Source organism: Streptomyces sp. NPDC033178, from assembly GCF_055577685.1.
In genome coordinates this window covers 46664-65868 of the sequence record NZ_JBVIPT010000009.1, presented here as the reverse complement: position 1 = coordinate 65868, position 19205 = coordinate 46664, and the positions used below count along the sequence as shown (strand labels likewise).

Here is a 19205-nt window from a genome sequence, read left to right as displayed (position 1 = left end):
CGGGACGTACGTCGGAAAAGGGCGGTGCCGGACGGGTCAGCCGAAGATCGGACCCGTGTACTTCTCGCCCGGTCCCTGGCCCGGCTCGTCCGGGACGAGCGACGCCTCGCGGAACGCCAGCTGCAGCGACTTCAGGCCGTCGCGCAGCGGGGCCGCGTGGAAGGAGCTGATCTCGGTCGCGCTCGCGTCGAGCAGTCCGGCCAGCGCGTGCACCAGCTTGCGTGCCTCGTCGAGGTCCTTGTACTTGTCGCCCTCCTCGGTCAGACCGAGCTTCACGGCGGCGGCGCTCATCAGGTTGACGGCGACCGTCACGAGGACCTCGACCGCGGGGACCTCCGCGATGTCGCGGGTCATGGCGTCGAAGTCGGGGGTCTCAGGAGGGGTCTCACTCATGCCCCACACGATAGGCCCCGGCCCGTCGGCCTCCGTCCGCGGGAGCCCCGGCTTGGTCCGAGGGGGTCCCGGCCCCGTACCTCGGAGGCCCGGCCCCGTACCTCGGAGGCCGGGCCCCTTCCGCAGGGGCCCGGGAAACAGTGCATGCAGGCCGATTCGCACCACCCCGGGGGAGCTGCTAACCTTGTGTAACGACCGGCCGGTCACTCCTGTGCCCGGCCCGCAAGTGGAGGCTCCGATCTCCCACCCGACTGTCCTCCGGGACGGCGGGTCACCCGGTCAGGCGGCCACCATCGTTCCGTACGGACGATGGAGTCGCTGGATATGCGCCCCGCGGGCCACCGCGGCGGTGCTCCGGTCATCCTTGGAGCCACCGCCTGTGTCCTGTCCGGGGCATTTTTCATGTGCCGCGGCGGTTGGTCCAGTCAAAGAGACGTATGCGAGCTGTTTGCCAGACAGTCCGTGTGGTGCTATCCGAGGAGGATCCATCAGCACCGAGCCCCGCATCAACGACCGGATTCGCGTTCCCGAAGTGCGACTTGTCGGTCCCAGCGGCGAGCAGGTCGGGATTGTTCCGCTTGCCAAGGCCCTGGAACTTGCGCAGGAGTACGACCTCGACCTGGTCGAGGTGGCTGCGAGCGCGCGTCCCCCGGTCTGCAAGCTCATGGACTACGGGAAGTTCAAGTACGAGTCGGCCATGAAGGCCCGTGAGGCGCGCAAGAACCAGGCGCACACGGTCATCAAGGAAATGAAGCTCCGGCCGAAGATCGACCCGCACGACTACGACACCAAAAAGGGTCACGTCGTCCGGTTCCTCAAGCAGGGCGACAAGGTCAAGATCACGATCATGTTCCGTGGTCGCGAGCAGTCCCGCCCGGAACTGGGCTACCGACTGCTGCAGCGTCTCGCTTCGGACGTCGAGGACCTCGGGTTCGTCGAGTCCAACCCGAAGCAGGACGGCCGAAACATGATCATGGTTCTCGGTCCGCACAAGAAGAAGACCGAGGCGATGGCCGAGGCCCGTGAGGCCCAGGCGGCCCGCAAGGCTGAAGCGAAGGCCAACCCTGGCAAGTCGCAGAACCACACGGGTGACGACATTCCCGAAGGGGAGGTCGCCGACGCCGACACGGAGACCGCCGAGGCTCCGGCCGAGGCTTCCGCCGAGGCCTGATCCCGGGGCGAGAGTCCAAGGGGGTTCCCGGACGCGAGTCCGGGGACGTCAACCGATACACATGACGTTCCGTTGTGCCCGGTTTCACGACCGGGCACAGGAGCGCCACTGACGAGGAGAGAACGGCGCTATGCCGAAGAACAAGTCGCACAGCGGTGCCAGCAAGCGCTTCAAGATCACCGGCTCCGGCAAGGTGCTCCGTGAGCGCGCCGGCAAGCGCCACCTGCTCGAGCACAAGTCGTCGCGCGTCACGCGCCGCCTCACCGGCAACGCCGAGATGGCCCCGGGCGACGCCAAGAAGATCAAGAAGCTTCTCGGCAAGTGACGTTCGGGCGCCTCGGCGCCGTACGTCTGGACCGGGACCCAATCGAATTCGGGCCGTGTGGCGACCACCACGGCCCCGCTACAAGGAGTTAACAAGTGGCACGCGTCAAGCGGGCAGTCAACGCCCACAAGAAGCGCCGGGCGATCCTCGAGGCGGCCTCCGGCTACCGCGGTCAGCGTTCGCGCCTGTACCGCAAGGCCAAGGAGCAGGTCACCCACTCGCTGGTCTACAACTACAACGACCGCAAGAAGCGCAAGGGTGACTTCCGTCAGCTGTGGATCCAGCGCATCAACGCTGCGGCCCGCCAGAACGGCATGACGTACAACCGCCTCATCCAGGGTCTGAAGGCCGCCAACATCGAGGTGGACCGCAAGATCCTCGCCGAGCTGGCCGTCAACGACGCCAACGCGTTCGCCGCGCTCGTCGAGGTCGCGCAGAAGGCCCTGCCGTCGGACGTCAACGCGCCGAAGGCTGCGTGACGCTCGCGCTGGCCTTGGCCGGAACCGCTGTGGACCCGCTCGCCTTTCGGCTTGCGGGTCCACTTGTGTTTTCCTCCGCCGCGCGTCGGGCCGGCCGGTTCGGCACCGCCGGAACCCGCCGTCGTGGCTGAGTGGCGCCGCGGCGGAAACGAGGGCCCGCCCCGGCCCCGCGAACCCGGCGGAATGGCTTGCCCAGACCCGTCCAGACCGGTGAAGCAGGGCCATGACGTGCCCACCCGTGAACCAAAGGTGACCCCATGCCTGTCGGCCCCGAGCTGATCTCCCCCCGTTCCGCCCGCGTTTCCGCCGCCCGGCGGCTCGCCAGGCGGAACTTCCGGGGGAAGGAGCGGCTGTTCCTCGCGGAGGGGCCGCAGGCCGTGCGGGAGGCCGCCGGGCACCGGGGAGATCGCGGTGAGACGCTGGTCGAGCTCTTCGTGACGCCGGACGCCGCCGAGCGGTACGCCGACATCGTGGGGGAGGCCCGGGACGCCGGAGCCCGGGTGCACCTCGCCGACGAGGACGTCATCGCGGACATCTCCACGACCGTCACCCCGCAGGGACTCGTCGGGATCTGCCGGTTCCTGGACACGCCGTTCGAGGAGATCCTCAAGGCCGAGCCCAGGCTGGTCGCCGTACTGGCGAACGTCCGGGACCCCGGGAACGCCGGCACCGTCCTGCGCTGCGCCGACGCCGCGGGCGCCGACGCCGTCGTCCTCACCGACGCGTCCGTCGACCTCTACAACCCCAAGTCCGTACGGGCGTCGGTCGGTTCGCTGTTCCATCTGCCCGTCGCGATCGGCGTACCCGTGGAGCACGCGGTGCGGGGGCTGAAGGACGCCGGGGTGCGGATTCTCGCCGCCGACGGCGCGGGCGAGGACGACCTCGACGACGAGCTCGACAAGGGCACCATGAGCGGGCCCACCGCCTGGGTCTTCGGGAACGAGGCGTGGGGGCTCCCGGAGGAGACGCGCGCGCTGGCGGACGCCGTCGTGCGCGTACCCATTCACGGCAAGGCCGAGAGCTTGAACCTCGCGACGGCGGCCGCCGTATGTCTCTACGCGTCGGCTCGAGCGCAGCGTGCCCGCCGTGCTGGTTCCTGAGGGGGTCCGTTCCGTCACTCCCAGCTAGTAGGGTGACGGGCTCGGGGGCCCTGCGCCAGACGAGAGGTGGGGTACGGGGATGAGTGTCGGCACGAGCGGTGCGAAGAGCGCACTGCGGGCGCATGACGTGCGGAGCGCGCCCGCGCCCCGGCACGGCGATCTCGCCGAACTCGGCCTCGACCCCGACGAACTGCCCGACGGACTCGTGATCGCCGACGAGCGCGGCCGGGTGATCTGCTTCAACGCCGCCGCCGCCCGCATCACCGCCACTCCCGCCGCCGACGCCCTCGGCCGGCACCTCGAGTGGGCCCTGCCGTTAGAGGACCTCGAAGGCCGCCGCTGGTGGCAGCTGACCGACCCGTACGGCGGGCTGGCGATCCGGGTCGGGCAGCCCGAGCGCAATCTGCTGCTCCCGGGGGGCCGGGAGGTGCTGGTCTCGGCACGGTACGTGCGCGTGCGGCCCACCGGTCCGATCCGCCGGGTCGTCGTCTCCCTCCGCGACACCGAGGCCCGCCGCCGCACCGAGCGCAGCCACGCCGAGCTGATCGCCACGGTCGCCCACGAGCTGCGCTCGCCGCTCACCTCCGTGAAGGGCTTCACCGCGACGCTGCTCGCCAAGTGGGAGCGCTTCACGGACGACCAGAAGAAGCTGATGCTGGAGACGGTGGACGCGGACGCCAACCGGGTCACCCGCCTCATCGCCGAACTCCTCGACATCTCGCGCATCGACTCCGGGCGCCTGGAACTGCGCCGCCAGCCCGTCGACATAGGCGCCGCCGTCGGCCGGCACATCCAGGCGTACGTCGCCTCCGGCCAGTCGGCCGACCGCTTCCTGCTGCGCATCGGCCAGCCCCTGCCCGATCTGTGGGCAGATCCCGACAAGGTCGACCAGGTGCTCAGCAACCTGCTGGAAAATGCGGTGCGGCACGGCGAGGGAACCGTCACCATCGACGTGGAGCCCGCGCCGTCACTCCGCGAAGGAGAGGACGCCTGCACGTCGGTCACGGTGAGCGACGAAGGCCCCGGCATCCCGGAGGAGTCCATGAACCGCGTCTTCACCCGCTTCTGGCGGGGCAGCAAGCGCGGCGGCACCGGCCTCGGCCTCTACATCGTCAAGGGCATCGTCGAAGCGCACGGCGGCACCATCACGGTCGGCCGCGCCCCCGAGGGCGGCGCACAGTTCCGATTTACGTTGCCCGTGGGCACCCCGGCGTACCTGCAGTAACGCCGAAGCGGCCCCACGGGCGCATTCGCATACCTCACCCCCGTTAGACTCGGCCTTTGGCACCTTTGCGTCCCCTTTTCAGGGACAGGGCGTCTCGTTTTCAGAGACAGGGCGTCCCGCGAGTCGCGACGGGGACCGTTGGCCAACCAATCGGAAGCACGGGAAGAGATGTCGGCACCGAACAAGTCGTACGACCCTGTTGAGGTCGAGGCACTGAAACCGGAAGAGATCGAGCGCATGCGGGACGAGGCGCTCGCCGCCTTCGCCGCCGCCGGTGACCTCGACGCGCTCCAGGAGGCCAAGGTCGCCCACACCGGCGGCGCCTCGCCGCTGGCCCTCGCCAACCGCGAGATCGGCGCGCTGCCCCCGCACGCCAAGGCCGCCGCCGGCAAGCTGGTCGGCCAGGCCCGCGGCGCGGTGAACAAGGCGCTCGCCGGCCGCCAGGCCGAACTGGAGGCCGAGCGCGACGCACGCGTGCTGGTCGAGGAGGCCGTGGACGTCACGCTGCCCCACGACCGCGTACCGTCCGGCGCCCGGCACCCGCTGACCACCATGATGGAGCGGGTCGCGGACGTCTTCGTGTCCATGGGATACGAGATCGCCGAGGGCCCCGAGGTCGAGGCGGAGTGGTTCAACTTCGACGCCCTGAACTTCGGCCCGGACCACCCGGCCCGGCAGATGCAGGACACCTTCTTCGTGCAGGGTCCCAAGGGTGCTGACAGCGACGGTGAGTCCGGTGTCGTGCTGCGGACGCACACCTCGCCCGTGCAGGCCCGTGCGCTGCTCGACCGTGAGCCGCCCGTCTACGTCGTGTGCCCCGGCCGCGTGTACCGCACGGACGAGCTGGACGCCACGCACACCCCGGTCTTCCACCAGATCGAGCTGCTCGCCGTCGACGAGGGCCTGACCATGGCCGACCTCAAGGGCACTCTGGACCACATGGTCCAGTCGCTCTTCGGCGCGGACATGAAGACCCGGCTGCGCCCGAACTACTTCCCGTTCACCGAGCCGTCCGCCGAGATGGACATGCTCTGCTACGTCTGCAAGGGCGAGTCCGTCGGCAACCCCGACCGCCCCTGCCGCACCTGTTCCAGCGAGGGCTGGATCGAGCTCGGCGGCTGCGGCATGGTCAACCCGCGCGTGCTGACCGCCTGCGGTGTGGACCCCGAGAAGTACAGCGGATTCGCCTTCGGGTTCGGCATCGAGCGGATGCTGATGTTCCGCCACAACGTCGAAGACATGCGAGACATGGTCGAGGGTGACGTCCGGTTCACCCGGCCGTTCGGGATGGAGATCTGATGCGGGTCCCGCTTTCCTGGCTGCGGGAGTACGTCGACCTCCCCGCCACCGAGACCGGCCGCGATGTGCAGGCCAAGCTCGTTTCCGCCGGCCTGGAGGTCGAGAGGGTCGAGCAGCTCGGCGCCGACCTCAAGGGGCCGCTCGTCGTCGGCCAGGTGCTGACCATCGAGGAGCTGGAGGGCTTCAAGAAGCCCATCCGCTTCTGCACGGTCGACGTCGGCACGGCCAACGGCACCGGTGAGCCGCAGGAGATCGTCTGCGGCGCCCGCAACTTCGCCGTCGGCGACAAGGTCGTCGTGGTCCTGCCCGGCGCGGTCCTGCCCGGCAACTTCGCGATCGCCGCGCGCAAGACGTACGGCAAGACCTCGCACGGCATGATCTGCTCCGGCGACGAGCTGGGCATGGGCGACGACGGCTCCGGCGGCATCATCGTCCTGCCGCCCGAGCACGAGGTCGGCACGGACGCCGTCGAACTGCTCGAACTCGTCGACGAGGTCCTCGACATCGCCGTCACGCCCGACCGCGGCTACGCGCTGTCGATGCGCGGTGTCGCCCGCGAGGCCGCCACCGCCTACGGGCTGCCGCTGCGGGACCCGGCGCTGCTCGACGTGCCGGGTCCGAACGCGTTCGGCTACCCCGTGCAGGTCTCCGACCCGCAGGGCTGCGACCGCTTCACCGCGCGCACCGTCACCGGTCTGTCGCCCGAGGCGCACTCCCCGATCTGGCTGCGGCGGCGCCTCCAGAAGGCGGGCATGCGCCCGATCTCGCTGGCCGTCGACATCACCAACTACGTGATGCTGGAGCTCGGTCAGCCCCTGCACGCGTACGACCGCTCCCGGGTCCAGGGCACGATCGGTGTGCGCCGGGCCGAGCCGGGCGAGAAGCTCACCACCCTCGACGGCGCCAAGCGCACGCTGGACGCCGAGGACCTGGTGATCACCGACGACCGCGGGCCGATCGGCCTGGCCGGTGTCATGGGCGGTGCCCACACCGAGATCGACGACACCGAGGGCACCACCACCGAGGTCGTCGTCGAGGCCGCGCACTTCGACCCGATCTCCATCGCCCGCACGGCCCGCCGGCACAAGCTGGCCTCCGAGGCGTCCAAGCGCTTCGAGCGGGGCGTCGACCCGGAGGCCACGTCCGCCGCCGCCCAGCGCACGGTCGACCTGCTGGTCCTCCTCGCGGGCGGCACCGCCGACGGGGGCGTCACCGAGGTCATCGCGCCCTCGGCGCCGCGCACCATCAGCATCCCGGCGAACCACCCGGACAAGGTCGCGGGCGTCGACTACGGCCGCGAGACCGTCGTACGCCGTCTCCAGGAGGTCGGCTGCGACGTCTACGGGCAGGACGAGCTGATCGTCACCGTGCCGTCCTGGCGGCCCGACCTGACGGACCCGAACGACCTGGCCGAAGAGGTCATCCGCCTTGAGGGCTACGAGAACCTGCCCTCGACGCTGCCGAAGCCCCCGGCGGGCCTCGGTCTCACCGACCGGCAGCGGCTGCACCGCCGGGTCGGCCGCGCGCTGGCCGGCGCCGGCTATGTCGAGGCGCTGAACTACCCGTTCATCGGCGAGCACGTCTTCGACCAGCTCGGCCTGGCCGCCGACGACCCCAAGCGCCGGGTCGTCAAGCTGGTCAACCCGCTCTCCGACGAGGAGCCCGCGCTCCGTACGACGCTGCTGCCGGGCCTCCTCCAGGCCCTGCGCCGCAACGACGGGCGGGGCTCGCACGACCTGGCCCTCTTCGAAACAGGCCTGGTCTTCCACCCGCAGGACGAGCTGCGCGTCGCGGTGCGGCTGCCCGTCGACCGCCGTCCCACGGACGAGGAGATCGCGTCGCTCACCGACGCGCTGCCCGTCCAGCCCCGGCACGCCGCCGTCGTCCTCGCGGGCGCCCGTGAGCAGGCCGGCTGGTGGGGCAAGGGCCGCCCGGCCGACTGGGCCGACGCCGTCGAGGCCGCGCGCGCCCTCGCCCACGAGGCGGGGACCGAACTCCTCGTGCGCCAGGGCCAATACGGGCCGTGGCACCCGGGCCGCTGCGCCGAGCTCGCCGTCGTCGTCGACGGCGCCGAGCGGGTCATCGGTTACGCGGGCGAGCTGCACCCCCGTGTCCTCAAGGCCCTGGGGCTGCCCGCGCGCACCTGCGCGATGGAGCTGAACCTGGACGCCCTGGAGCAGGCGAGTGCGGGGCTGCCCAAGGGCCCGCATGTGTCGACCTTCCCGGTCGCCACGCAGGACGTCGCGCTGGTCGTCTCCGGGGACGTCCCGGCGGCCGACGTCGAGGCCGCGCTCCGCGAGGGGGCGGGTGAACTGCTGGAGTCCATCCGGCTTTTCGACGTCTACGAGGGTGAGCAGCTCGGCGAGGGACGGAAGTCGCTGGCGTACGCGTTGCGCTTCCGCGCGGACGATCGCACGTTGACCGTGGACGAGGCCTCCGCGGCGCGTGACGCTGCGGTTGCCCTCGCGGGCGAGCGTGCGGGGGCTGTTCTTCGGAGCTAGCTCTTTGCAGGTGGTGCCGGGGAACTGCGGGTTGATGGCTTGCTGCGGATGTGCCGTGGCTTGTCGCGCAGTTCTCCGCGCCCCTTTCAGGGGCCCGTGGCTGGTCGCGCTCCCACGGCGGAGCCGCAAAATTTCACAGCCCCGTGCCCCTTTCGGGGCGCTGTTCGTGTCACCTCACTCATTTGGGTGACAAGTGTGGGCGATCCGGGCCGATCGGGGCAGGCGGTCGACAGAATCGACCCGGCCGAACAGGCCGGTGCCTGCGCTGAACAGGGCCTTAGGGGGGCCATCGGCATGATCCATACCAAGGCTGGGGGTCTCCGTCGGGCCAGTCCCGGGGTGAGCCACCGGACACGATGGCGGAAAACCGTATACCGGACGCTCGGTCGCACACAGGCCGACAGACTGCGCCGTGCCCGAGCCCGCCGGCTGGGCCGCAGCGAGGCCCGTCGGCTCGGCCGGGATCAGCAGCGACTGCGGCGGGTGCTGGAGCTGGGGCTGCCCGCGGTGTGGGGCGCGGCGGCGATCACGTACAAACTGGCCTGTCCGCTCGCCCAGGAGGACGGGCTCGGCGCCCGGATCGTCACCTGCGCCGTCTTCTTCGCCGTCGGCACGGGCCTGATGCTGCACGTCAGACGGGGACTGCTGCGTGAACTCCGGCAGATCCGCAAGGTCGCGGGGGCCGCTCAGGGCGCCCTCCTTCGCCCGCCGCCGTCGCGAGTCGACGGGCTGAACATCGCGGCGGCACAGTTCTCCGCCGACCGCGGGGCCACCGTCGGGGGCGACCTGTACGAGGTGATCGGCACCGAGCACGGGGTGCGGATCGTGATGGGCGACGTCCGCGGGCACGGGCTCGCCGCCCTCGGCACCGTCGCCGCCGTGCTCGGCAGCTTCCGCGAGGCCGTCCACGACGAGGCCGAACTCGCGGGCGTACTGCGGAGGCTGGAGCGCGCCATGGCCCGCCATCTGCGGGAGCGTGCGAAGGCCGAGCACCCCTCGTCCGGGCTCGACCCCGACAACCCGGTCGCCGAGGAGTTCGTCACCGTGCTGCTCCTGGAGATCGGTCCCGACGGCGAAATGCGTGCCCTCAACTGCGGTCACCCGTGGCCGTATCTGCTGCGCCACCACGCGGGACCGGTCGGTGTACGAGGACATGTGGAGCACCTCGCCGTCGGCGATCCCCTGCCTCCCCTCGGGCTCTTCCCCCTCCCCGCCGAGCTGCCCGTCGTCCGCTGCGGGTCCTTCCTGCCCGGCGAGGCGCTGTTCCTGCACACCGACGGTGTCGAGGACGCCCGCGACAGCGACGGCCGGTTCTTTCCCCTCACCACCACACTCGCCGAGGCCGCCCACACCCAACCGGTCTCACCCCAGGCGGTACTCCGCACGGTCCTCACCCAACTCCTGCGGCACGCGGGCGGATTGCCGACGGACGACGTCGCGCTGCTGATCCTGCGCAACGACCGGGCAAGAGTGCCGGTCCAACAGGGCAAACCGGTGGCTCACAACAGTGCCCCGTAGGGGCGCGGGGCTGTGACATCGTGCGGCTCCGCCGCGTGGGCTCGACCAGCCACGAATCACCTGCAGCGAACGCGCGACAGGCATCCTTTTCCTGCTGAGCCGGCGGAGCCGTCCGCCCCGCCACGGAGTGTCGGGCAGGCAGCTGGGCGGACGGCGCGAATCGGGCCGCCGCACTGTACGAGGGGGAGCCGGCGGCCCGGCCGGCCTCTTACGAGGCAATTCAGTCAACCGGGTGGCAACTCTCCGCAACAGCGCGCGTACTGCCCGGATTCGAGCACTCCGTTCACACCCCGTGCGAAGACGGAGGCGCTACGTTAAGCAGCACCGTCTGCACCGAGCCACCGGATGGCATTCATGCAGCCCAACACTCTGCTCGACGCGATCCTCGACGAGGCCGGTATCTCGCACGCGGGACTCGCCGCCCATGTGAACCAGGCGGGCCGGGCGCGTGGCCTCGCACTCCGTTATGAACACACGGCCGTGGCGCGGTGGTTGAAGGGGCAGCGACCGCGCGGCCAGGTACCCGATCTGATCTGCGAGGTACTCGCCGGCCGCCTCCAACGGCCCGTCACACTCGACGACATCGGCCTCGGTGTGCCCGGCGAACCGGCCACCCCGCACGGCACGACGCTCTCCGGCTTCGTGGAACGCGCCACCGCGCTGTGGCGCTCCGACGAACAGCAGCGCCCGCACATCCTGGGCGCCCCCGCCGTCACCGGCACGCCGGCCGTGATGCCCGTGTGGGAGTGGGAGAACCCGCCCGAGGACGTGGACGTCTCGCGCGGCGGACGGCACCGCGTGAGCATGTCCGACATCGAGATGCTGCGCGCCGCCCGCGCCCACTACGAGCAGATGTACCGCAAGGCCGGTGGCGTGGCGACCCGTACCCGCATCGTCGGCTTCCTCAACTCCGAGACCGCGCCGCTCCTCAGGGGCAGCTACACCGACGCCACCGGCCGCCAGCTGCACCGGGCCACCGGCGGCCTGGTGGCGATCGCGGGCATCTGCGCCTACGACTCGGACGCGCACGGCCTGGCCCAGCGGTACTTCCACCAGGCACTCCGACTCGCGAAGGCCAGCGGGGACAGGGGACTTGGCGCCTATGTCATCGCGCTCCTCGTCAACCAGGCGCTGTTCATGCGCGAGCACCGGCAGGCGGTCGCCTTCGCGGAGGCCGCCTTGCGCGCCGCGGGCCGGCACATCACCCCGGCGCTCGCGTCGGACCTCTACGCGATGCAGGCCAAGGCGTACGCACACCTCGGCGACGGCAGCAGCGCGCTGTCCTGCATCCGGCGTGCCGAGCAGGCCGCCGAGCGCATCCGACGCGGCTACGAACCGGACGAGACCGGCTATGTCCAACCCGGTCTGGTCAACGTACAGGTGGCGGAGGCCCTCTTGAGCCTCGGAGATCTGAGCGCCGCGCGGGAGCACGCCGCGGCGGCCGTGGACAACCCGGCGCACGACCGGGGCAGGGTGCACCGGCTCGCCATGCTCAGCCAGATCGAACTGCGCCAGGGCAACGCCGACAAGGCGGTGGTCACCGCGGTCGAAATGGCGGAGCGGGCGCGGGGGATGGAGTCGCAGCGGCTGCGCGACAGACTGCGGGCGGTACGCGAACACCTGGTGGCCAACGGGTGCGCGGGCACCTCCGAAGCCGCCGAACTCATCGACGGGGCACTGCGCGTACCGCTCTAGACGTTCCGACCACCGCGGGGAGCCCCCGAGCCTCCCCGCGGTGGGCAACTCTGCACCTGCCGCTGCGCTGTGAGGACGCTCCTGCTGCCATATTGCCATCTACTCGGCGGAAGGTGGCAGAACCGTGCAGTGGACGAAACTGAACGAACAAACTGTGTACGCAAACCGCTGGTTCAGCGTCAATCTCGCAGATGTCGAGCTGCCGGACGGTCGGCACCTCGATCACTTCTTAATACGGCTGCGGCCCGTCGCCGTGGCCACTGTGGTGAATGAGGCGAACGAGGTGCTCCTCCTGTGGCGGCACCGCTTCATCACCGACAGCTGGGGATGGGAGCTTCCCGCGGGTGTCGTCGAGGACGGCGAGGACATCGCCGTCGCGGCGGCCCGCGAACTGGAGGAGGAGACCGGGTGGCGACCGGGACCCCTGCGCCATCTGATGAGCGTCGAGCCGTCCAACGGGCTCACCGACGCACGGCACCACATCTACTGGGCCGACGAGGGCGCGTACATCGGGCATCCCGTGGACGACTTCGAGTCGGACCGTCGGGAATGGGTTCCCCTCAAGCTCGTCCCCGACATGGTCGCCCGCGGCGAGGTCCCGGCCGCCAACATGGCTGCCGCGCTGCTCCTCCTGCACCATCTGAGGCTCGGGCAGGACGCTCTGCCCTGATCCCCCCACCGCGTCCTGGGGCCTAGCGGCCCAGAGCCTGATAGACCGCCACGGCGAGCGCGCCCACGGCCGTGACGACCGCTACCGCACGCAGCGGCCAGCGGGTGTGTTCCAGGGTGACGACCCGTGCGCTCAGGTCGTTCACCTCCTTGGCGGTCTGTTCGGCACGATGGCTGAGCAGAGCCAGGCCGCCCTCGACGCGGGCATGAGCCACATCGAGTCGGCGGCGTAACTCTGCGAGTTCTCCTTGGACCACGGGATGCTCCGGGTCGGCGGTCACGGGTCCGCTCCTTTCCGTAGTCGGCACATCCGCTTCATGCGCACGGAAAGTCAACTCGCCTGGTGGACACGTGGGGAGAGTGTGCGAGGGGCATATGCGGGCCCGCCACGCACACGGTGTGTGAATGACGCGGACCCGGCCCCCCGAAGGGAGCCGGGCCCGCGTAGGCCTGAGGTTGCACGGACAGTAGTCGCGCCCCGTAAGTGCGCGGGGCTGCGACACACGCGGCTCCGCCGCGGGAGCGCTCAGGCGGAGATGCAGAAATCAGGCGTACGTGTAGAACCCGGAGCCGGACTTACGTCCGAGCCGTCCCGCGTCCACCATCCGCTGAAGCAACGGCGGAGCCGCGTACAACGGCTCCTTGTACTCCTCGTACATCGAGTACGCGACCGACGAAACCGTGTCGAGCCCGATCAGGTCGGACAACTTGAGCGGGCCCATCGGATGGGCGCACCCGAGCTCCATGCCGTTGTCGATGTCCTCGCGACTCGCCATGCCGGACTCGAACATCCGGATCGCGGAGAGCAGATACGGGATCAGCAGCGCGTTGACCACGAAGCCCGAACGGTCCTGCGCACGGATGGCGTGCTTGCCGAGGATCTTCTCGACCAGCGACTGCGCCCGGCTGATGGTGCCCTCGGACGTGGTGAGCGCCGGGATCAGCTCGACGAGCTTCTGCACCGGGGCCGGGTTGAAGAAGTGGATGCCGATGACCTGGTCGGGACGCGACGTGGCGACGGCGAGCTTCACCAGCGGGATCGAGGAGGTGTTGGAGGCGAGGATCGCGTCCTGCCGGGTCACCACCTGGTCCAGCACCTGGAAGATCTCGGTCTTCACCTGCTCGTTCTCGACGACCGCCTCGATCACCAGGTCGCGGTCGGAGAACTCGCCGAGGTCGGTGGTGAAGGAGAGCCGCGCCTGGGTGGCCTCGTGCTCCTCCTCGGAGATCTTGCCGCGCTCGGCCGCCTTGGAGAGCGAGTTGTAGAGCCGGGTCCGGCCAATCTCCAACGCCTCACCGGTGGTCTCGGCGACCTTCACATCCAGGCCGGCGCGGGCGCACACCTCGGCGATGCCCGCCCCCATCTGGCCGCAGCCCACCACTCCGACGCGTTCGATGTCGGTCACATCGTCCCTTTCGCTCTCACTCGTCACTGGCCCGACAGGTCCCGGTCCGGTGCCTGTCACCGCCACGCACGTTACTCCGGAACTGCACACGATCGTCCGGCCGGGTCGGGCATGCTGTGCGGTGGAAACGGTCCGTGACCAGGCGGACCCGGAGTGTTTGGAGCGTGCGGCATGGGGCGTATGTCACGTCGGGGATTCGCGGCGGCCGCGGCGGTCGGGCTGTCGGGACTCGTGACGGCGGGACTGGCGGTGGCGGCGGAGGTCTCCGGGGGTGACGGGTCCGGTGGCGGCTCCGGGGGCGACGACTCCCGGCCCCGCAGGCGCCGCGCTCCGGCAGGCGAGCTGCGCGGCATGTGGGTGGCGACCGTCGCGAACCGTGACTGGCCCTCGAAGCCCGGGCTGACCGCGGCCCAGCAGCGCGCCGAGCTGCTCGGGCACCTCGACCAGGCGGTGGCGCGCAGGCTGAACGCGGTGATCTTCCAGGTGCGGCCCACGGCCGACGCGTTGTGGCCCTCGCCGTACGAGCCCTGGGCGCAGTGCCTCACCGGCGTCCAGGGCAAGGCCCCCGGCTGGGATCCGCTCGGCACCGCGGTGAAGGAGGCCCACGCGCGCGGCCTGGAACTGCACGCCTGGTTCAACCCGTACCGGATCGCCAACCACACCGACCCGACGAAGCTCGTCGCCTCGCACCCCGCGCGCAAGCACCCCGACTGGGTCGTGCCGTACGGCGGCAAGCTCTACTACAACCCGGGGCTGCCCGAGGTCCGCACGTTCGTCCAGGACGCGATGCTCGACGCGGTGGAGAAGTACGCCGTGGACGCCGTGCACTGGGACGACTACTTCTACCCGTATCCGGTCGCGGGCCAGGTCTTCGACGACGACGACGCGTATGCCGCGTACGGCGACGACTTCGCCGACCGGGCTGCCTGGCGGCGGAACAACATCGACCAGCTGGTGCTGGAGACGGCCGCCCGGATCAAGAAGGTCAGGCCGGGCACGAGGTTCGGGATCAGCCCGTTCGGGGTGTGGCGCAACGCCACGACCGACTCGCGGGGCTCGGACACCCGGGCCGGCGTGCAGACGTACGACGATCTGCACGCGGACACCAGGAAGTGGGTCAGGCAGGGCTGGATCGACTACATCGTCCCGCAGCTCTACTGGAACATCGGCTTCGCCGCCGCGGACTACGCGAAGCTGGTCCCCTGGTGGGCCGAGGCCGCGCGCGGCAGCAGCACGAAGCTGTACGTCGGTGAGGCGCTCTACAAGGCCGGTGACCCCGCGCAGCCCGCGGCCTGGCAGGACGTGGCTGAACTGTCCCGGCACCTCACCCTCGCGCGGAACCATCCGGAGGTACGCGGGCACGTCTTCTTCTCCGCCAGGGAAGTGGCGGCCGACAGCATCGGAGCCATGGCACGCGTGGTCGCCGACCACTACGAGCAGCCGGCGAAGCCCGCGCGCAGGGCCTAGTGGGCCGTGTCCTTGTGGTGCTGGACCACGCAGTCGGGGCCGGGTGACATCAGGGTCTCGTGGCCGTCCTCGAAGCGGACCCGGTAAGGGGGGCTGCCCTTCTGTCCGAGTACCTCGATGACTTCCGCGACCTTGTCGTGCTGCCCGACGATCCTGCCGTGCACCAGCAGATGGTCGCCTACGGTTGCTTGCATCTGTAGGGCCTCCTCGTTCCGCACGGGAGTAGCGGTTGGTGGCCGTAAGTCTACGGCGGGTGACACGGGTTGGTACCGGCTCGTGCGGGCCGGTCAACCCCGGGCCCGTTGGGTGACGGCGATGCAGACGAGCACGGCCGCGGCCGTCAGCGGTGCGGCCGGTGTCAGATGCTCGCCAAGGAGCAGCACCGACCACACCAGTGTGAGCAGCGGCTGGGCCAACTGCAACTGGCTGGCCTTGGGGATGCCGATCGCCGCCATGCCGCGGTACCAGACGACCAGACCGACGAACTGGGAGCCGGCCGCGACCCAGAGCAGCCCGGTCACGCTGTGCGCGGTCAGCTGGACGGGCTCGTACGACAGCGCGATCGCGGCCACGGGCACCGTCACCGGCAGGCACAGGACGAGCGCCCAGCCGATGACCTGCCAGCCCGGCATCACGCGGGCCAGCCGTCCGCCCTCCGTGTATCCAGCGGCGCAGACCAGCAGGGCCCCGAAGAGATAGGCGTCCGCGCCGGTCAGTGCGCCGCCGCTCTGCTGCACGGTGAACGCGATCACCACGGCCGCGCCCGCGGACGCCGCGATCCAGAAGGTGCGCGAGGGGCGGGTGCCGACGCGCAGCGCCGAGAACAGGGCCGTCGTGAGAGGGAGCAGCCCGACGACGACCGCGGCGTGCGCGGTGGTCGACGTCTGCAGGGCGAGGGTCGTCAGCAGCGGGAAGCCGAGCACGACTCCGGCGGCGACGACGGCGAGGCCCGCCCAGTGAGGGCGGCCGGGGAGCGGTATCCGCAGGGCGAGCAGGCAGCCGCCCGCGATGACGGCCGCCAGGACGGTCCGTACGGCGACGAGCGACCAGGGGCCGAACCCCTCAAGGCCCCAGGCGGTGGCCGGGAAGGTGAGGGAGAACGCCGTGACGCCGAGGGCGGCCTGGAGGGTGCCTGCCCTCGCGGCGGAGCCCCGGCCCGTGGCGGGCCGGCCGGATCCGGGGGCGACGGGCACCGCTATCGCGGTCTGCGCAGTAGCGCTATCCTGTGCTCTCATGCAAGAGCGTAGCAGTGTCGGTGATCTGGCGAATCAGCTGAAGAGCGAGCTGAACCGCTACTCTCCAGGTGGAAAGCTGCCATCCAGTCGGGCCCTCGTCGAGCGGTTCCGGGTGAGTCCCGTGACCGTGTCCCGGGCGCTGGCCCAACTGGCCGCCGAGGGGCTGGTGGTCACACGGCCCGGAGCGGGGGCGTTCCGGGCCGCGCCGCGCGATGCCGGGCCGGCCGTCGGGGACACCTCCTGGCAGGAGGTCGCCCTGAGCGCGGACTCCGCCGCCGAACTCGTACCGCGCACGGTCGACGCCTCCGCGGTGGTCGCCACGCTCGCCGCCCCGCCGCCGGGAGTCGTCGAGTTCAACGGCGGTTATCTGCACCCCTCGCTCCAGCCCGAGCGGGCGATGGCCGCTGCCCTGTCCCGGGCCGGCCGCCGCCCCGGTGCCTGGGGGCGTCCGCCCGTGGACGGGCTGCCGGAGTTGCGCGAGTGGTTCGCGCGGGGCATCGGCGGTGCCGTCACCGCCGCCGAGGTGCTCATCACGGCGGGCGGCCAGTCCGGGCTGACCACCGCGCTGCGCGCACTCGCCCCGCCCGGCGCCCCGGTCCTCGTCGAGTCGCCCACCTACCCCGGCATGCTGGCGATCGCCCGCGCCGCCGGCCTCCGGCCCGTGCCGGTGCCCGTGGACCGGGACGGTGTGAAACCGGCGCTGCTCGCCGACGCCCTGAGGGCGACCGGGGCCCGCGTCTTCGTCTGCCAACCGCTCTTCCAGAACCCGACCGGCGCGGTGCTCGCCCCCGAGCGGCGCGGCGAGGTCCTGCGGATCGCACGCGACGCGGGCGCGTTCGTCGTCGAGGACGACTTCGTACGCCGACTCGTGCACGAGGACGCGGGGCCGCTGCCGCGTCCGCTGGCCTCGGACGACCCGGACGGGGTCGTCGTGCACGTCTGCTCCCTCACCAAGGCGACCTCACCGAGCTTCCGGGTGAGCGCGCTGGCCGCCCGCGGGCCCGTACTGGAACGGCTGCGGGCGATCCAGGTCGTCGACACCTTCTTCGTGCCGCGCCCGCTCCAGGAGGCGGCCCTGGAACTCGTCGGCTCGCCCGCCTGGCCGCGGCACCTGCGTGCCGTCGCGACCGAGCTGAGGAACCGCCGCGACACGATGACCGCCGCGCTCCGGCTGAACCTCCCCGAACTCGCCCTGCCCCACATCCCGTCCGGCGGCTACCACCTGTGGCTGCGCCTCCCCGACGGCACGGACGAACAGGCCCTGTTCACCGCCGCGCTCCGCTCGGGCGTCGCCGTCACCGCGGGCCGCCCCTACTTCAGCGCCGAACCCCCGGCCGCACACCTCCGGTTGAGCTTCGCCGCGGTCGCCGGGACGGCGGAGATCGCGGAGGGCGTACGGAGACTGCGGACGGCCTGTGACGAGGTGCTCCGGGCCCAAGGCGCGCCCGGCGATCCGATGGCACCGGGTCTCCGGTGATCCACCGTCCGTGAGCATTCCGTGAGTGCTGCGGATCACCTCTTGACCTGCGGAGTCCCGCCCTCCACGATCGCCGCATGCATGTTCGGGTCACGCTGGTCGCCGCCGCCCGCAGTTCCTCGCTGCTCGCCGAGCGCTTCGACGACGACCGGCCGCTGGACCAGGCGGGCTGGGGCGAGGTGCAGCGCGTCGCGCACATGCTGGTGTCGTTGGCGGCGGCCGAGCTGCGGTACTGCTCACCGACGCCGCGCAGCCGGGCCACCGGTGAGGCGCTGGGTCTCGCGCCGCTGGCCCAGCCGGCCCTGCGGGACTGCGACATGGGGCGCTGGCGCGGGCTCACACTCGGCGAGGCGATGGCCCGCGAACCCGAGGCCGTGGACGCCTGGCTCGCCGACCCGTACTCCGCGGCGCACGGCGGGGAGTCGCTGGTGGAGTTCATCCAGCGGGTGGGCGGCTGGCTCGACACCCGCCCGGCCGACGACGGGGGCCGCATCGTCGGCGTGGCCGAGCCCGCCGTCGTACGGGCCGCGCTCGTCTACGCCCTGAAGGCGCACCCGTCGGCGTACTGGAACCTCGACGTCCGCCCCTTGTCGACGGTCACGCTCACAGGTCGGGCCGGGCGCTGGAACCTCCGCTTCGAGGCCCAGTCCGAACGCCTTTAGCGCTGCTCGGGATCCCGCTGGGAGGCTTTCGGCTCGGGGGCGTGCTCGGGCTCCCGCCCCGTGTCCCGCGTGTAGTCCGTCGTGAGTAGCAGGTCCTTGGCGGGGCCGCCCACCCGCCACACCGTCCGCCAGCGGTCCGCGTCGCGCACGGTGAACTCGCCGCGGTAGAGGTCCGCCGCGCACGGATGGTCGGTGACGTGGTGCCCGGAGGTCAGGTCCAGGTCGTGGAAGGGGCGGCCGTCGGCGAACCGTACGTCGGCCCGGCCGGCTCCGTCGCCGTCCGCCAGGAACCGCAGGGTGCGCTCGGCGGGGCGGGCCACGTCCTGCCACACGAAGGTGCCGGACTCGTGGTGGAGCAGCCCCTTCTCGTCGTCGAGCGGCTCGAACACCGTCGTCCCGCTGAACGAGCCCTGGGCCCCGCTCGCGAGATCCCGCACCGAACGCTCCACGCGCCAGCTGCCCGTCAGATACGCCAACACATCGGTCACCGGCCAGTATTCGGACATCCCCTCCGCCTCCCCGGCCTCTCCTGTGCAACCCATTGACGTGCTCCTGCCCTCTACCTATCTTGCCGTTCGAAGTA

Annotated in this window: 18 protein-coding genes and 1 pseudogene; 13 read left to right on the top strand and 6 right to left on the bottom strand. The window is 71.1% G+C overall.

Annotation, left to right across the window (positions count from 1 at the left end; genetic code table 11):
* Positions 1 to 36: 36 nt before the first annotated feature.
* Positions 37 to 393 carry a DUF1844 domain-containing protein gene (locus ACZ5VQ_RS22875; RefSeq protein ID WP_362077904.1) on the bottom strand — a complete coding sequence of 119 codons (357 nt, stop codon included), beginning with the start codon at positions 391 to 393 and terminating at the stop codon, positions 37 to 39.
* 462 nt (positions 394 to 855) lie between these two features.
* On the opposite strand from ACZ5VQ_RS22875, the pseudogene infC reads away from it, so the two are divergent.
* The 10 genes and pseudogenes from infC (at position 856) to ACZ5VQ_RS22825 (ending at position 12376) form a co-directional block, all read left to right on the top strand.
* Positions 856 to 1564: pseudogene (gene infC / locus ACZ5VQ_RS22870) on the top strand (translation initiation factor IF-3).
* A 130-nt stretch (positions 1565 to 1694) separates the two neighbouring features.
* Positions 1695 to 1889: a 50S ribosomal protein L35 gene (gene rpmI, locus ACZ5VQ_RS22865; protein ID WP_019065473.1), complete on the top strand. Its 195-nt coding sequence runs from the start codon at positions 1695 to 1697 to the stop codon at positions 1887 to 1889.
* 95 nt (positions 1890 to 1984) lie between these two features.
* Positions 1985 to 2368 (top strand): 50S ribosomal protein L20, encoded by a 384-nt coding sequence (rplT, locus tag ACZ5VQ_RS22860; RefSeq protein ID WP_003970214.1) that lies wholly within the window; start codon positions 1985 to 1987, stop codon positions 2366 to 2368.
* A gap of 257 nt (positions 2369 to 2625) precedes the next feature.
* On the top strand, positions 2626 to 3468 hold the full coding sequence (locus ACZ5VQ_RS22855) for a TrmH family RNA methyltransferase (RefSeq protein WP_362077908.1): 843 nt from the start codon (positions 2626 to 2628) through the stop codon (positions 3466 to 3468).
* A 79-nt stretch (positions 3469 to 3547) separates the two neighbouring features.
* Positions 3548 to 4693: a sensor histidine kinase gene (locus ACZ5VQ_RS22850; RefSeq protein WP_469106477.1), complete on the top strand. Its 1146-nt coding sequence runs from the start codon at positions 3548 to 3550 to the stop codon at positions 4691 to 4693.
* A 168-nt stretch (positions 4694 to 4861) separates the two neighbouring features.
* Complete coding sequence (gene pheS / locus ACZ5VQ_RS22845; protein WP_200399402.1) at positions 4862 to 5992, top strand: phenylalanine--tRNA ligase subunit alpha; 1131 nt, start codon at positions 4862 to 4864, stop codon at positions 5990 to 5992.
* Positions 5992 to 8493, top strand: a complete 2502-nt coding sequence (gene pheT, locus ACZ5VQ_RS22840; RefSeq protein ID WP_469106476.1) for a phenylalanine--tRNA ligase subunit beta — start codon at positions 5992 to 5994, stop codon at positions 8491 to 8493. Before pheS ends, pheT begins: the two co-directional genes overlap by 1 nt.
* A gap of 339 nt (positions 8494 to 8832) precedes the next feature.
* Positions 8833 to 10011: a PP2C family protein-serine/threonine phosphatase gene (locus tag ACZ5VQ_RS22835; protein ID WP_469106475.1), complete on the top strand. Its 1179-nt coding sequence runs from the start codon at positions 8833 to 8835 to the stop codon at positions 10009 to 10011.
* A gap of 354 nt (positions 10012 to 10365) precedes the next feature.
* Entirely contained in the window at positions 10366 to 11706 is a 1341-nt protein-coding gene (locus ACZ5VQ_RS22830) for a transcriptional regulator (protein WP_362077915.1), read from the top strand.
* Between the two features lie 124 nt (positions 11707 to 11830).
* Positions 11831 to 12376 (top strand): NUDIX hydrolase, encoded by a 546-nt coding sequence (locus ACZ5VQ_RS22825; protein ID WP_055613886.1) that lies wholly within the window; start codon positions 11831 to 11833, stop codon positions 12374 to 12376.
* A 22-nt stretch (positions 12377 to 12398) separates the two neighbouring features.
* On the opposite strand, the gene ACZ5VQ_RS22820 is transcribed toward ACZ5VQ_RS22825, so the two are convergent.
* The gene (locus ACZ5VQ_RS22820; protein WP_200399404.1) at positions 12399 to 12656 is read right to left on the bottom strand and encodes a hypothetical protein; all 258 of its coding nucleotides are present in this window, start codon (positions 12654 to 12656) and stop codon (positions 12399 to 12401) included.
* Between the two features lie 264 nt (positions 12657 to 12920).
* On the bottom strand, positions 12921 to 13781 hold the full coding sequence (locus tag ACZ5VQ_RS22815; RefSeq protein ID WP_469106474.1) for a 3-hydroxybutyryl-CoA dehydrogenase: 861 nt from the start codon (positions 13779 to 13781) through the stop codon (positions 12921 to 12923).
* Between the two features lie 171 nt (positions 13782 to 13952).
* Here ACZ5VQ_RS22815 and ACZ5VQ_RS22810 point away from each other — a divergent pair, with 171 nt between their 5' ends.
* A complete protein-coding gene (locus ACZ5VQ_RS22810; RefSeq protein ID WP_469106473.1) occupies positions 13953 to 15248 on the top strand; it encodes a glycoside hydrolase family 10-like protein in 1296 nt (431 codons plus the stop codon).
* Here ACZ5VQ_RS22810 and ACZ5VQ_RS22805 read toward each other — a convergent pair.
* Both ACZ5VQ_RS22805 and ACZ5VQ_RS22800 read right to left on the bottom strand, forming a co-directional pair.
* A complete protein-coding gene (locus ACZ5VQ_RS22805; protein WP_143635548.1) occupies positions 15245 to 15442 on the bottom strand; it encodes a DUF1918 domain-containing protein in 198 nt (65 codons plus the stop codon). The genes ACZ5VQ_RS22810 and ACZ5VQ_RS22805 overlap by 4 nt on opposite strands.
* 93 nt (positions 15443 to 15535) lie before the next feature.
* Entirely contained in the window at positions 15536 to 16483 is a 948-nt protein-coding gene (locus tag ACZ5VQ_RS22800; protein WP_469106472.1) for a DMT family transporter, read from the bottom strand.
* On the opposite strand from ACZ5VQ_RS22800, the gene ACZ5VQ_RS22795 reads away from it, so the two are divergent.
* Both ACZ5VQ_RS22795 and ACZ5VQ_RS22790 read left to right on the top strand, forming a co-directional pair.
* Positions 16377 to 17960: an aminotransferase-like domain-containing protein gene (locus ACZ5VQ_RS22795; RefSeq protein WP_469106471.1), complete on the top strand. Its 1584-nt coding sequence runs from the start codon at positions 16377 to 16379 to the stop codon at positions 17958 to 17960. The two genes, ACZ5VQ_RS22800 and ACZ5VQ_RS22795, sit on opposite strands and share 107 nt — an antisense overlap.
* A 77-nt stretch (positions 17961 to 18037) precedes the next feature.
* Positions 18038 to 18622, top strand: coding sequence for a histidine phosphatase family protein (locus tag ACZ5VQ_RS22790; RefSeq protein WP_469106470.1), 585 nt, complete (start codon positions 18038 to 18040; stop codon positions 18620 to 18622).
* Here the strand turns inward: ACZ5VQ_RS22790 and ACZ5VQ_RS22785 are convergent.
* Complete coding sequence (locus tag ACZ5VQ_RS22785; protein WP_469106469.1) at positions 18619 to 19128, bottom strand: DUF6314 family protein; 510 nt, start codon at positions 19126 to 19128, stop codon at positions 18619 to 18621. The genes ACZ5VQ_RS22790 and ACZ5VQ_RS22785 overlap by 4 nt on opposite strands.
* Positions 19129 to 19205: the final 77 nt, after the last annotated feature.